Genomic DNA, 11,979 nt, shown 5'->3' on the forward strand with positions numbered 1-11,979 from the left:
CGTTCGGACAATCGAAAATCCGACCTTACATCCAGTAGGGTACGCCGTAGTAGTCGGAGACGCGGCGGCCGTTTTCCTCGTTCCAGTCGTATTCCTCGTCGCCGCGATACTTCGGTGCGCGCTCCACCTGATCACGCGTCACGTCGGTGCGGTAGCCGCCGAGGTTTTCGTCATAGGTCAGCTTCGCCCAGGGCAGCGGATAGTGATCTTCGCCGATGCCGAGAAAGCCGCCGAAACCGAGCACGGCATAGGCCACGCGACCGCTGCGCTTTTCGATGATCACGCGCTCGATCGAGCCGATGTGCTTGTTGTCGGCGCCATAAACCTTCGTGCCTTCAACCTTGTCGCTCGCGATCAGGTCATGGGTTTCCTTGATTCCGGCGTCCTGCAGGCTTGCGTTGTAGTCGCTCACGCTTCTTCTCCATCCTTGATTGTTACCTTGAAGGAACGGCCCCTGGGCCGGATGGTTCCGATGTCTCGACGCAAACCGGTGGCGCCGGGCGGTTTTGCCCGGCCCACTTCGTCATTCTGTCACGCAAATCACCTAAGACGCGGCCAATGGATCATCATGATCCATTCTCATGAGTTTGGGCGGGATGCGGGCGGAAATCGTACGTGTTTTCCTCATCCGCTCAAGGACAACCGGAGCCACCGATGCGCTACGCCATTTGTTTCACACCGCCGATGGCCGACCCGCTTTCCGCGGTTGCCGCAAGCTGGCTGGGGCGCAACGTCTATTCCGGCGAGCCGACGGAGCTGCCTTCGGTTGCCGGCTTGAGCTCTGCCGACATTGCCTACCACACGGCCGTGCCGCGCCGCTTCGGTTTCCATGCGATGATGATGTCGCCGTTCCGGCTGCACCCGGACATGACGGAATCGCAGCTCCTGAAGGCGCTCATGCACTTTGCCGGCGCGCAGACGCCGTTCGAAACCGACCGGCTGGAAGTCGCCCGCATCGGCCGGTGCCTCGGCCTGATGCCGCAGGTGCCGAGCACTGCCATGCACCTGCTGGCAGCCAATGTCGTGCAGGAGTTCAATGCCTTTCGCGCACCGCTCAGCGAAGACGAGATCGAGCGTTCCGATCCGGACCGGCTGACCGCGCCGCAATTCTCCAATCTGCACCGCTGGGGCGCTCCTCACGTCATGGACGAGTATCGCTTCCATATGCTGCTCACCGGCCCGCTGGCCCCGGACGCGCTGCGTCAGGTCGAGGCGCCGCTTCGCGACCTGTTCGAACCGCACCTGGCGACACCGCTTGCCATCGGCAGCCTCGCTCTCTTCGTCGAGCCGGAGACCGGCGCACCCCTGCGCGTGCATTCGCAGCACCCGCTCGGCAAGATCTCCACCAATGCGCGCACCGAGCGCGCCAAACGTGTTGCCGCCGATCCCTCCCTTGGTCCGGGATCGATCCGGCCCTTGCCGCTCATCGTTGCGGCATTGATGGCGCAGCGTTAACAAGAGCGCGGTTCCCCATCTTCCTCTCCCTCCGACATCGCTGCCCGGCGCTCCCCACGGGTGGATTTCGGTATCGACAATCCGGCCGGCGGTGATACCGTTCTGGAAAAATCGAAGGGTGATTTCATGTCTGAGACGAAGTATCCACGCGACCTCGTTGGCTACGGCCGCAATCCGCCGAAGGCAAACTGGCCGGGCGATGCGCGCATTGCCGTGCAGTTCGTGCTGAACTACGAGGAGGGCGGCGAAAGCTGCATTCTCGATGGCGACCCGGCGTCCGAATGTCTGCTCTCCGAGATCGTCGGCGCACAGCCCTGGCACGGCCAGCGCAACCTCAACATGGAATCGATCTACGAATATGGCGCCCGTTCCGGCTTTTGGCGGCTTTGGCGCATGTTCACGAGCCGCAACGTGCCGCTGACCGTCTATGGCGTGACGCTTGCCATGGCGCGCAACCCGGAGGCGGTTGCGGCGATGAAAGAGGCCGGTTGGGAGATCGCCAGCCACGGCCTGCGCTGGCTGGAATACAAGGACTTCCCGGAAGAGGTCGAACGCGAGCATATCCGCGAGGTCGTGCGGCTGCATACGGAATTGACCGGCGAGCGCCCGCTCGGCATCTACCAGGGCAAGCCCTCGGCCAATACGCTGAAACTGGTGCTGGAAGAGGGTGGGTTTCTCTATTCCTGCGATTCCTACGCCGACGAGTTGCCCTATTGGGTGCCGGGTCTGCCGGCGGACAAGCCGCACCTGATCATTCCATACACGCTCGATGCCAACGACATGCGCTTTGCCACCAATCAGGGCTTCAACTCGGGCGACCAGTTCTTCACCTACCTCAAGGACACCTTCGACGTGCTCTACGAGGAGGGCCGCCAGGGCGATGCCAAGATGATGAACATCGGCCTGCATTGCCGGCTTGTCGGTCGCCCCGGCCGAGCCGCCGCGCTCGCCCGCTTCATCGATTACGTCATGTCGCACGACAAGGTCTGGGTGCCCAGGCGCATCGACATCGCCCGCCATTGGTACCAGCACCACAAGCCGGAAGGGGCGCTTTGATGTCCGACCGCGACGCCTTCGTCGCTCGATTCGGGGGGGTGTTCGAGCATTCGCCCTGGGTGGCCGAACGCGCCTTCGATCGCGCCGCGACGACGGGTCTGACGGCGGGCAACGTGCATTCGGCGCTCTGCCAGGCCTTTCGTGCGGCGCTGCCGCGCGAAAAGCTGGAGGTCTTGCGCGCCCATCCCGATCTTGCCGGCAAGCTGGCGATCGCGGGCAAGCTGACGGCGGACTCGACGGCGGAGCAAGCGTCTGCCGGCCTCGATCGGCTGACGCCCGAGGAGCATCAGCGCTTCACCGCGCTCAACGACGCCTATACACAGAAATTCGGATTTCCCTTCATCATCGCGGTGAAGGGGCTCACCAAGGGCCAGATTCTCGCCGCCTTCGAAAGCCGCATTGACAATTCGCCCGAAGAGGAATTTGAAACCGCTTGCGCGCAGGTGGAAAAAATCGCCCGCCTGCGGCTGCAGTCGATGCTTCCTGGAGACGAATATGCCTGATAAAACCGTTCGATACGCGCTCTCACGCACTGGGGAGGCCGTCGAACTGGAGCTGATGTCCGCAAGTGCAGCCCCGTCTCATGAGGCCAACGTCTGATGTCGCGCCTGCTTGAGATCGAGCCGCTGACGCGCGACGCCTTTGCACCCTTCGGAACCATCATCGAAGCGGATCCGGCGACGATGCGCTACATTAACGGCGGCAACACGGAACGCTTTCACGGGCTGGCGCGCGCCGATGTGGTCGGCGACGGCGCCAATGTCATCATCAACATCTTCCGTGGCCAGCCGCGCGCGTTTCCCTATGCCGTGACCATGATGGAACGCCATCCGCTCGGCAGCCAGAGCTTCTCGCCGCTCGACGACCGCCCCTGGCTCGTCGTTGTCGCCGAAGACGAGGACGGGCGCCCGGGCAGGCCGAGGGTATTCCAGGCGAGCGGCCGGCAGGGCGTCAACTATGGTCGCAACGTCTGGCATCATCCGCTGATGTCGGTCGGCGCCGTCAGCGATTTCCTGATCGTCGATCGCGAAGGGCCGGGCAACAATCTGGAAGAATATTTCTACGACGAGCCTTTTGTCATTCCGAGCCCAGTCTAGCGGGCTGGACGCCCGCATGCCGCGCCAGCAGAAAGAGGATGCCATGAGCAGCACCGGCCGCCTGACGACCCATGTTCTCGACACCGCACTCGGCAAGCCGGCCGAAGGTCTGCGCATCGATCTCTACTGGCTCGAAGGCGAGGAACGGCAACTGATCCGCACCGTTCACACCAACAGCGATGGGCGCGTGGACGGGCCGATGGTTGAAGGCATCGGCTTCATGGCCGGCAATTACGAATTGGTCTTCCATGCCGGTGACTATCTGCGTCGCACCGGCGTGACGCTGCCGGAGCCGGCCTTCCTCGACCGCATCCCCTTGCGCTTCGGCATCGCCGATCCGGCCAGCCACTATCACGTGCCGCTGTTGCTCTCGCCCTATGGGTACTCGACCTATCGGGGAAGTTGAGGGCTTAACGCGCTTCCTGGCCGCTCGTCCGTTGCTTGGCGAGAGGCTCATCCCACTCTCCCTCATCCTCGCCCTTGTGGCGGGGATCCAGCGACCCGACGTCCGTCGGGTCGAAGAACCTCTTCAGCCCAAGGACTTGGGCTGGCTGGATCCCTGTGACAAGCACAGGGAAGAGGGAGGTCTGGGAAGTGGCTAGGGCACAGCGACCTGACGTCGCGCCCGCGTCTCAATCCGCCAGAATGCTGCGGTCGACGTCGTTGATATCGCGCTTGCCGCAGAGCGCCATGGTGATGTCCATCTCCTTGCGGATGATTTCCAGCGCCTTGGTCACGCCCTCCTTGCCCATGGCGCCGAGGCCGTAGAGGAAGGGGCGGCCGATATAGGTGCCCTTGGCGCCCATGGCGACGGCCCTCAGGACGTCCTGGCCGGAGCGGATGCCGCCGTCGATATGCACCTCGATCTGGTGACCGACCGCATCGACGATGCGCGGCAGCATGCTGATCGAGGAATGGGCGCCGTCGAGCTGGCGGCCGCCATGGTTGGAAACGATGATCGCGTCGGCGCCGGTCGCGGCCGCCATCTTGGCGTCTTCGGGGTCAAGAATACCCTTGAGGATCAGCGGCCCGCCCCAACGCTCCTTGATCCAGGCGACATCCTTCCAGGAGAGTTGCGGATCGAACTGTTCCGCCGTCCAGGCGCCGAGCGAAGAAAGGTCAGTGACGCTCTTTGCGTGGCCGACGATGTTGCGGAAGGTGCGGCGCTTGGTGCCGAGCATCTTCATGCACCAGCCGGGGCGCGTCGCCATCTGCCAGAGATGCTTGGGCGTCATTTTGGGCGGTGCCGAAAGGCCGTTGCGCAGGTCCTTGTGACGCTGGCCGAGGATCTGCAAGTCGAGCGTCAGCACCAGCGCCGAGCATTTCGCTGCCTTGGCGCGGTCGATCAGGTTCAGCACGAATTCGCGCTCGCGCATCACGTAGAGCTGGAACCAGAAGGGCTTGGTGGTGACCGAGGCGACGTCCTCGATCGAGCAGATGCTCATGGTCGAGAGCGTGAAGGGGACGCCGAAGGCTTCGGCCGCCTGGGCTGCCAGCATCTCTCCGTCGGCATGCTGCATGCCGGTGAGGCCGGTCGGGGCGAGCGCCACCGGCATCGAGACCTTCTGGCCGATCATCGTCGTTTCCAGCGACCGGTTGCTCATGTCGACCAGCACCCGCTGGCGCAGTTTCACCTTGGCGAAATCCTCCTCGTTGGCGCGATAGGTGCCTTCGGTCCAGGCGCCGCTGTCGGCATAGTCGAAGAAGAGCTTCGGCACGCGGCGCTTGGCAAGAGCCTTGAGGTCGTTGATTTCGAGGATTTGCGTCATGGAAACGGCCTTCATCAATGGACGACTGCCGAGCCATTATCATGTTTGCCGGAGGCTTGTTAATAGCCAGATCGCGGAGAGGTCAATTTTCTTGACCTCTCCGCACTTGGCGCGTCACGCGGCGGCGAGTGCCGATTTCGCCGGCTTGCCGGCGACATAGGTTTCGACGATCGCGCGGTCGTCGCCCATGGTCTGCAGCAGGAAGAGTTCGTCAGCCAGTGAATTGACCACTTCGGCCCGGAGCGCCATCGCCGGCGTCGCCGCCATGTCGAGCACGACGAAATCGGCGTCGGTTCCAGCTTCGAGCGTGCCGATCCTGTCGACGAGCGAGAGTGCCTCGGCGTTGCCGCGGGTCATCATGAAGAAGCTGTCGAAGGGGTTCAGCCGCTCGCCCTGCAACTGCAGGATCTTGTAGGCCTCGTCGAGCGTCTTCAGCATGGAATAGCTGGTGCCGCCGCCAATGTCGGAGGCGACCGAGGTGCGAACCGGCTTGTCGCGGCGGGTGAGTGCGCGCAGCGGAAAGAGACCGGAGCCGAGGAAGAGGTTGGAGGTCGGGCAGAAGACGGCGACGGAACCGGTTTCGCTCATCGCATCCGCCTCGCGCTCCGAGAGATGGATGCAATGGCCGAAGAGGCTTTTCGGCCCGAGCAGGCCATAGCGCGCGTAGACGTCGGTATAGTCCTTGGCTTCGGGATAGAGATCGCAGGTAAAGGTGATCTCGTCGCGGTTTTCCGAAAGATGGGTCTGGACGTGCAGGTCGGGGAACTCCTGCACCAGCGACCTGGCAACCTCCATCTGTTCCGGCGTCGAGGTGATGGCGAAACGCGGCGTGATGGCCACGTGGTTACGGCCCTTGCCGTGCCATTCGCGGATCACCGCGCGGGTCTCGTCGTAGCTCATCTCAGGCGTGTCGAGCAGCCCTTGCGGCGCGTTGCGGTCCATCATCACCTTGCCGGCGACCATGCGCATGTCGCGGCGGAGCGCCTCGGCGAAGAAGGCATCGGCGGAGGCCTTGTGCACCGAGCAATAGGCGGTTGCCGTCGTCGTTCCGTGCCGCACCATCTCGTCGAAGAAGCGCGTCGCAATGCGTTCGGCATGGGCGGTTTCGACGAAGCGGCATTCCTCCGGGAAGGTGTAGGTGTTCAGCCACTCCAGCAGATTGGCGGCATAGGAGGCCATCACCTGCATCTGCGGGAAATGCAGGTGCGTGTCGATGAAACCGGGAACGATCAGGTGCGGGCGGTGATCGATTTCCGCCACGCCCTCAGGAGCGCCCGCCTTGACCGCAGCGTAGCCGCCGCTGGCAATGATCTGCCCACCTTCGACCAGCAGCGCGCCGTCGCTCTCGTAGCTATAGGCGGCGCTGTCATTGATCGCCGTTGGCGCGCGATGGAAGCTTAAGAGTCGGCCGCGGATGAGGGTGGTTGTCATTGTGTCCTGCCTTCCTCGACGGCGCCTTCGAACCAGGCTGTCAGAAGCTGGCGTTCGTCCGTCGTCATGTCTGTCACGTTGCCGGGCGGCATCGCATGGCTGCGCCCGGCCTGGATATAGATTTCACGGGCATGGGCGGCAATCTCCGCGTCGCTTTCCAGCACCACACCCTTCGGCGCCTGGGTGATGCCTTCATAAACCGGTTCCGCCGCATGGCACATGGAACAGCGGGTCGAAACCGTGTCCTTGACGGCGGGGAAGTGGGCGTTCGCGGCAAAGCGGGCGAAGGCCGGCGCGACTTCCGCCTTTTCGCCGCCGGTCAGAACCTTCGGCACGGTCGAAAGCCACATGATCAGGACGAAGATCAGCGCGGTGGCGAGCCAGGTCCAGGTCGGCTTGCCCTTGCGGGCGTGGGTGGTGTTGAACCAGTGGCGGATGGTGACGCCCATCAGGAAGACGAGCGCCGCGATGATCCAGTTGAACGCCGTCGCAAACGCCAGCGGATAGTGGTTCGACAGCATGAAGAAGATGACGGGAAGCGTCAGGTAGTTGTTATGGAGCGAACGCTGCTTGGCCTGGGCGCCGAGCTTCGGATCCGGCGTGCGGCCGGCGATCAAATCCGCGACGACGATCTTCTGGTTGGGAATGATGATGAAGAAGACGTTCGCCGACATGATCGTGGCGGTGAAGGCGCCGAGATGCAGGAAGGCGGCGCGGCCGGTGAAGAGCTGGGTATAGCCCCAGGCCATGGCGACGAGCGCCACATAGAGCAGCGCCATCAGTCCCCAGGTGTTCCGGCCGACCGGCGATTTGCACAGGAGATCGTAGAACAGCCAGCCGACGCCGAGTGAGGCGAGCGAGATCAGGATCGCGGTCGTTGCGGAAATGTCGAGCACGTGGCGGTCGATCAGGAACAGATCGGCGCCGCCGTAATAGACGACACAGAGCATGGCGAAGCCCGAGAGCCACGTCATGTAGGATTCCCATTTGAACCAGGTGAGATGCTCCGGCATCGTGGCCGGCGCCACCAGGTATTTCTGGATATGGTAGAAGCCGCCGCCATGCACCTGCCACTCCTCGCCATAGGCGCCGACGGGCAGGTGATCGCGCTTCATCAGGCCGAGGTCGAGCGCGATGAAATAGAAGGATGAGCCGATCCAGGCGATGGCCGTGATCACGTGCAGCCAGCGCACGGCAAAGGCCAGCCATTCCCAGGCAATGGCGAACTCGTACATTCAGATCCCCTTTTGTCTCCGCTCTAGCTCACGTTTATGATTTTGGGTCGGATCGACCCAAAATCATAAACGTGATCGATTCTAATAAGTTAGAGCGAGATGCGGGCGGAAAACCGCACACACTTTTCCTAATCCCGCTCTAGCACTTTGATCCCAGAGCATCTTTCGGCTTTCAAGTCATTCCGACCTGAAAGGCGGATGCTCCAGCACCTTGCGCAAAAACAACGGAGGGGAAAAGGGGCTTGTGAACCCCTCAAGCCCTATTTGCTTGCAGGAACTGCGGCGGGCAGAGCTCGCCGAGGATCCAGTCGCGGAAGATCCGGATCTTCGGCGTGTTGCGGCGGGCGTGCGGATAGGCGAGCCAGTAGTCGCAACCGTCGCTGCAGCGCAGATCGAACGGCTGGTAGAGGCGGCCGAGCGCCACATCGTCCGGATAGAATTCCGGCGTCAGGATCGCGACCCCTTGGCCTGCGACGGCAGCACGCGCCTCGAAGGATTGCGCGCCGAGCCGGCTGTGCGGCCGCCCTTCGAGATCCGGATCGTCGACCCCGGCCGCCTTGAACCACATCCGCCACCAGGGATCGCCGGCATCGATGATCCTGAGTTTCAGCAGGTCGCGCGGCTCGTGCACGCCGCCGATGGTTTCGGCAAGTGCCGGGCTCAGCATCGGGCTGAATTCCACGCGCATCAGCGGGTGTGTGTCGAGGCCGGGCCAGACGCCGGCGCCTGAGCGGATCGCGAGATCGGCCGGCTCCCGGGTGAAGTCGGTGAGCGAGTCGCTCGTCGTCAGCCGGACGGCAATATTGGGATGGGCGAGTTGGAAGCTGCCGATGTTGCGCGCAAGCCATTGCGAGGCGAAGGTCGGCGTCGAGCTGATCAGCAGCGCGCTGTCGATATCGCCGCGGGCGTTGGATACGGCTTCCTGCAGCATTTCGAAGGCTTCGGTCACACGCGGGGCCATGCGTTGGCCGACTTCCGTCAGCGAGATCTGGCGCGGGCGGCGCAGGAACAGCGGCTCGCCGACATTCTCCTCGATCAACTTGACCTGGTAGCTGACGGCCGTCTGGGTCATGCCCAGCTCTTCACCGGCCTTGGTGAAGCTGCCGAGTCTCGCGACCGCTTCGAAGACCCGCAGCGCATTCAGCGGAAACTGCTTCGACATCTTCATGGATAAGTTCTCTTGATGCATGCAGACGGATGTTCGATTGGATTTCGATCCTCCTCCACGGCATCCTCCAAGTCAACTTCCCAAGATGAACAGGTGCTGAGATGACTTGCGATACTTTCGAACGTACTGAAAGAAAACCATTTCTTTCCCTCGAGCCGGTGGCCCGGCTCACCGCCGCCCTGTTCGGCGGCCTCGTTGCCCCCAAGCCGATGCTGGATGTCAACGCGCTCTCCGATCACATGAAGAGAGACATGGGTTTCATGGATGTTCACAGCCCCCACAGCGATGACGAGGAGGCAATGGCCAACGCTCGCCGACTGCTCAGCATCAATGAACTTCCGCGGCTCTAGAGGCCGTGCGTTCTGTTTCCTTTCCGCTTCCGGTGATGCCACTTGCAAGCGGGATGCTCTAACACCGGATTGATGGCCGTCAGGCGCGCCGAAGGCGTTCGACGGCCATCAGCACACGCTCCGGTGTTGCCGGCGCGTCGAGCCGCGGGCATTCTCGGTAATCCGCGACACTGGCGACCGCCATCGACAGGGCTTCCAGTACCGAGATCGGCAGCATGAAAGGCGGCTCGCCCACCGCCTTGGAACGACCAATGGTTTTCTCGACGTTGCTCGACCATTCGGCAAGCCTGACGTTGAAGATCTTCGGTCGGTCGGAAGCGAGCGGGATCTTGTAGGTGGAGGGGGCGTGGGTGCGCAGCCGACCCTTGTCGTCCCACCAGAGTTCTTCCGTCGTCAGCCAGCCCATACCCTGCACGAAACCGCCCTCGATCTGGCCGAGATCGATCGCCGGGTTGAGCGAGCGGCCGACATCGTGCAGCACGTCGACGCGATCGACCATGTACTCGCCGGTCAGCGTGTCGATCGAGACCTCCGAAACCGCAGCGCCATAGGCGAAATAGTAGAAGGGCGTGCCGCGGCCGGTGGCGCGATCCCAGTGGATCTTCGGCGTCTTGTAGTAGCCGGTGGCCGAAAGCTGGATGCGGCCCATATAGGCCTGCTTGATGAAATCGGGGAAGGGCACCAGCTCCTCGCCGATCTTCACGTGGTTGGCCACGAAGCTGACATTGTCCGGCGTCGTCTGCCAGCGCTCGCAGGCGAAGCTCACCAGCCGCTCCTTGATCTGGCGTGCGGCGTCGAAGGCGGCCATGCCGTTGAGGTCGGAGCCGGAGGAAGCGGCGGTCGCCGACGTATTCGGCACCTTGCCCGTTGTCGTCGCGGTGATGCGGACGCGATCGAGATCGACCTGGAAACTGTCGGCGATCACCTGCGCCACCTTGATGTAGAGGCCCTGGCCCATCTCGGTGCCGCCATGGTTCAGGTGGATCGAACCGTCCTGATAGATATGCACCAGAGCGCCCGCCTGGTTGAAGGCGGTCATGGTGAAGGAGATGCCGAACTTCACCGGCGTCAACGCAATGCCCTTGCGGATGACGCGGCTCGTCCGGTTGAAGTCGAGGATTGCCCGGCGGCGCGCCTGATAGTCCGCACTCTCCTCGAGTTCGGCGACGATCTGCGCGATGATGTTGTCTTCGACCTGCTGGTGGTAGGGAGTGATGTCGCGGCCGGAGCCCTTCTCGCCATAAAAGTTCAGCTTGCGGATCTCGAGCGGGTCCTTGCCGAGCTGATAGGCGATCTCTTCGATGATGCGCTCGCCGCCGAGCATGCCCTGCGGCCCACCGAAGCCGCGATAGGCGGTGTTCGACACCGTGTTGGTCTTCAGTGGTTGCGACGTGAGCTTCACATGCGGGTAGAAATAGGAGCTGTCCGCGTGGAAAAGGGCCCGGTCGGTGACCGGTCCGGAGAGGTCAGACGAGTAGCCGCAGCGCGCCGCATAATTGGCATGGACGGCGTGGATGCGGCCCTCGTCGTCGTAGCCGACGTCATAGTCGACCAGGAAGTCGTGACGCTTGCCGGTTGCCGTCATGTCCTCGTCGCGGTCCGGGCGGAACTTGACGGCGCGGTTGAGCTTCTTCGCCGCAACGGCTGCAAGCACTGCAAACTGGTTCCCTTGTGTTTCCTTGCCGCCGAAGCCGCCGCCCATGCGGCGCACGTTCACCGTCACCGCGTTCGAGGGCACGCCGAGCACGTGCGAGACCATGTGCTGGATTTCGCTCGGATGCTGGGTCGAGGACCAGACGGTAACCTCGTCGTCCTCGCCGGGAATGGCGAGCGCGATATGGCCTTCGAGGTAGAAATGCTCCTGGCCGCCGATCCGCATGCTGCCTTTGAGCCGGTGTGGGGCCTTTTCCAACTCCGCCTCGGCGTCGCCGCGCTGCAGGATCAGCGGCTGCGTCACCAGGTCGCCGCCATGGGCGACAGCGTCGAGAATGTCGGTGACGTGCGGCAGGTCGCGGTAGGTGATCTTCGCCAGCCGCGCGGCCCGGCGGGCAATGTCGCGGGTCTCTGCAATCACGGCAAAGGCCGGCTGACCGTGGAACTGCACCAGCCCATCGGCGAGCACCGGCTCGTCGTGCCGGTGGCTGGGGCTGATGTCGTTGGAATGCGGCATGTCCTTGGCGGTCAACACCAAGACGACGCCGGGTACGGCGACGACGGCCGAGAGGTCCATGGCTATGATTTCCGCGTGCGCCCGGTCGGTCATGCCGAGCGCGCCATGCAGAGTGCCTGCCGGTTCGGGCATATCGTCGATATAATCGGCCGTGCCGGCCACATGCTTGTGGGCGCTGTCATGGCGCTGCGGCGCATGCATCTCGCCGCGGATCGCCTTGCGTTCCTCGAAGGTGGATTTGTCCATGG

12 protein-coding genes are annotated in these 11,979 nt (G+C 63.2%); 6 read left to right on the forward strand and 6 right to left on the reverse strand.

Annotated features, from left to right (window positions below):
* Nucleotides 1-25: 25 nt before the first annotated feature.
* Nucleotides 26-412 carry a PRC-barrel domain-containing protein gene (locus tag AC0C6X_RS19000; RefSeq protein WP_472954613.1) on the reverse strand — a complete coding sequence of 129 codons (387 nt, stop codon included), beginning with the start codon at nucleotides 410-412 and terminating at the stop codon, nucleotides 26-28.
* Nucleotides 413-654: 242 nt separating this feature from the next.
* Between AC0C6X_RS19000 and AC0C6X_RS19005 the strand changes: the two genes are divergently transcribed.
* The 5 genes from AC0C6X_RS19005 to uraH all read left to right on the forward strand — a co-directional run bounded on the left by AC0C6X_RS19005 (nucleotide 655) and on the right by uraH (nucleotide 4,014).
* Nucleotides 655-1,455, forward strand: coding sequence for a DUF1045 domain-containing protein (locus tag AC0C6X_RS19005; protein WP_173517475.1), 801 nt, complete (start codon nucleotides 655-657; stop codon nucleotides 1,453-1,455).
* A 126-nt stretch (nucleotides 1,456-1,581) separates the two neighbouring features.
* On the forward strand, nucleotides 1,582-2,511 hold the full coding sequence (puuE, locus tag AC0C6X_RS19010) for an allantoinase PuuE (protein ID WP_173517474.1): 930 nt from the start codon (nucleotides 1,582-1,584) through the stop codon (nucleotides 2,509-2,511).
* A complete protein-coding gene (gene uraD, locus AC0C6X_RS19015) occupies nucleotides 2,511-3,014 on the forward strand; it encodes a 2-oxo-4-hydroxy-4-carboxy-5-ureidoimidazoline decarboxylase (protein ID WP_173517473.1) in 504 nt (167 codons plus the stop codon). The genes puuE and uraD overlap by 1 nt, the downstream gene beginning before the upstream one ends.
* 96 nt (nucleotides 3,015-3,110) lie before the next feature.
* On the forward strand, nucleotides 3,111-3,608 hold the full coding sequence (locus tag AC0C6X_RS19020; RefSeq protein ID WP_247958562.1) for an ureidoglycolate lyase: 498 nt from the start codon (nucleotides 3,111-3,113) through the stop codon (nucleotides 3,606-3,608).
* Nucleotides 3,609-3,651: 43 nt separating this feature from the next.
* Nucleotides 3,652-4,014 (forward strand): hydroxyisourate hydrolase, encoded by a 363-nt coding sequence (gene uraH / locus AC0C6X_RS19025; RefSeq protein ID WP_247958561.1) that lies wholly within the window; start codon nucleotides 3,652-3,654, stop codon nucleotides 4,012-4,014.
* Nucleotides 4,015-4,240: 226 nt separating this feature from the next.
* Here the strand turns inward: uraH and AC0C6X_RS19030 are convergent, their stop codons facing one another.
* From AC0C6X_RS19030 to AC0C6X_RS19045, 4 genes are all read right to left on the reverse strand, one after another.
* A complete protein-coding gene (locus tag AC0C6X_RS19030; RefSeq protein ID WP_173517470.1) occupies nucleotides 4,241-5,377 on the reverse strand; it encodes an alpha-hydroxy acid oxidase in 1,137 nt (378 codons plus the stop codon).
* A gap of 114 nt (nucleotides 5,378-5,491) precedes the next feature.
* Entirely contained in the window at nucleotides 5,492-6,808 is a 1,317-nt protein-coding gene (guaD, locus tag AC0C6X_RS19035; protein ID WP_247958560.1) for a guanine deaminase, read from the reverse strand.
* Nucleotides 6,805-8,043: a urate hydroxylase PuuD gene (gene puuD / locus AC0C6X_RS19040; protein WP_247958559.1), complete on the reverse strand. Its 1,239-nt coding sequence runs from the start codon at nucleotides 8,041-8,043 to the stop codon at nucleotides 6,805-6,807. Before puuD ends, guaD begins: the two co-directional genes overlap by 4 nt.
* A gap of 253 nt (nucleotides 8,044-8,296) precedes the next feature.
* Nucleotides 8,297-9,211, reverse strand: a complete 915-nt coding sequence (locus AC0C6X_RS19045) for a LysR substrate-binding domain-containing protein (protein ID WP_173517467.1) — start codon at nucleotides 9,209-9,211, stop codon at nucleotides 8,297-8,299.
* A gap of 101 nt (nucleotides 9,212-9,312) precedes the next feature.
* Between AC0C6X_RS19045 and AC0C6X_RS19050 the strand changes: the two genes are divergently transcribed.
* On the forward strand, nucleotides 9,313-9,561 hold the full coding sequence (locus AC0C6X_RS19050) for a hypothetical protein (RefSeq protein WP_247958558.1): 249 nt from the start codon (nucleotides 9,313-9,315) through the stop codon (nucleotides 9,559-9,561).
* Nucleotides 9,562-9,640: 79 nt separating this feature from the next.
* Here AC0C6X_RS19050 and xdhB read toward each other — a convergent pair whose 3' ends face one another.
* Complete coding sequence (gene xdhB / locus AC0C6X_RS19055; protein ID WP_247958557.1) at nucleotides 9,641-11,977, reverse strand: xanthine dehydrogenase molybdopterin binding subunit; 2,337 nt, start codon at nucleotides 11,975-11,977, stop codon at nucleotides 9,641-9,643.
* Nucleotides 11,978-11,979 lie beyond the last annotated feature (2 nt).

It is taken from the genome of Ensifer sp. VA4 (assembly GCF_055710065.1).

Bases quoted from the DNA above. Each gene is read 5' to 3' on its own strand.
- AC0C6X_RS19005 (WP_173517475.1), top strand. From the start codon at position 655: ATGCGCTACGCCATTTGTTTCACACCGCCGATGGCCGACCCGCTTTCC.
- puuD (WP_247958559.1), bottom strand. From the start codon at position 8,043: ATGTACGAGTTCGCCATTGCCTGGGAATGGCTGGCCTTTGCCGTGCGC.
- xdhB (WP_247958557.1), bottom strand. From the start codon at position 11,977: ATGGACAAATCCACCTTCGAGGAACGCAAGGCGATCCGCGGCGAGATG.
- puuE (WP_173517474.1), top strand. From the start codon at position 1,582: ATGTCTGAGACGAAGTATCCACGCGACCTCGTTGGCTACGGCCGCAAT.
- uraH (WP_247958561.1), top strand. From the start codon at position 3,652: ATGAGCAGCACCGGCCGCCTGACGACCCATGTTCTCGACACCGCACTC.
- AC0C6X_RS19050 (WP_247958558.1), top strand. From the start codon at position 9,313: ATGACTTGCGATACTTTCGAACGTACTGAAAGAAAACCATTTCTTTCC.
- AC0C6X_RS19020 (WP_247958562.1), top strand. From the start codon at position 3,111: ATGTCGCGCCTGCTTGAGATCGAGCCGCTGACGCGCGACGCCTTTGCA.
- guaD (WP_247958560.1), bottom strand. From the start codon at position 6,808: ATGACAACCACCCTCATCCGCGGCCGACTCTTAAGCTTCCATCGCGCG.
- AC0C6X_RS19030 (WP_173517470.1), bottom strand. From the start codon at position 5,377: ATGACGCAAATCCTCGAAATCAACGACCTCAAGGCTCTTGCCAAGCGC.
- AC0C6X_RS19045 (WP_173517467.1), bottom strand. From the start codon at position 9,211: ATGAAGATGTCGAAGCAGTTTCCGCTGAATGCGCTGCGGGTCTTCGAA.
- uraD (WP_173517473.1), top strand. From the start codon at position 2,511: ATGTCCGACCGCGACGCCTTCGTCGCTCGATTCGGGGGGGTGTTCGAG.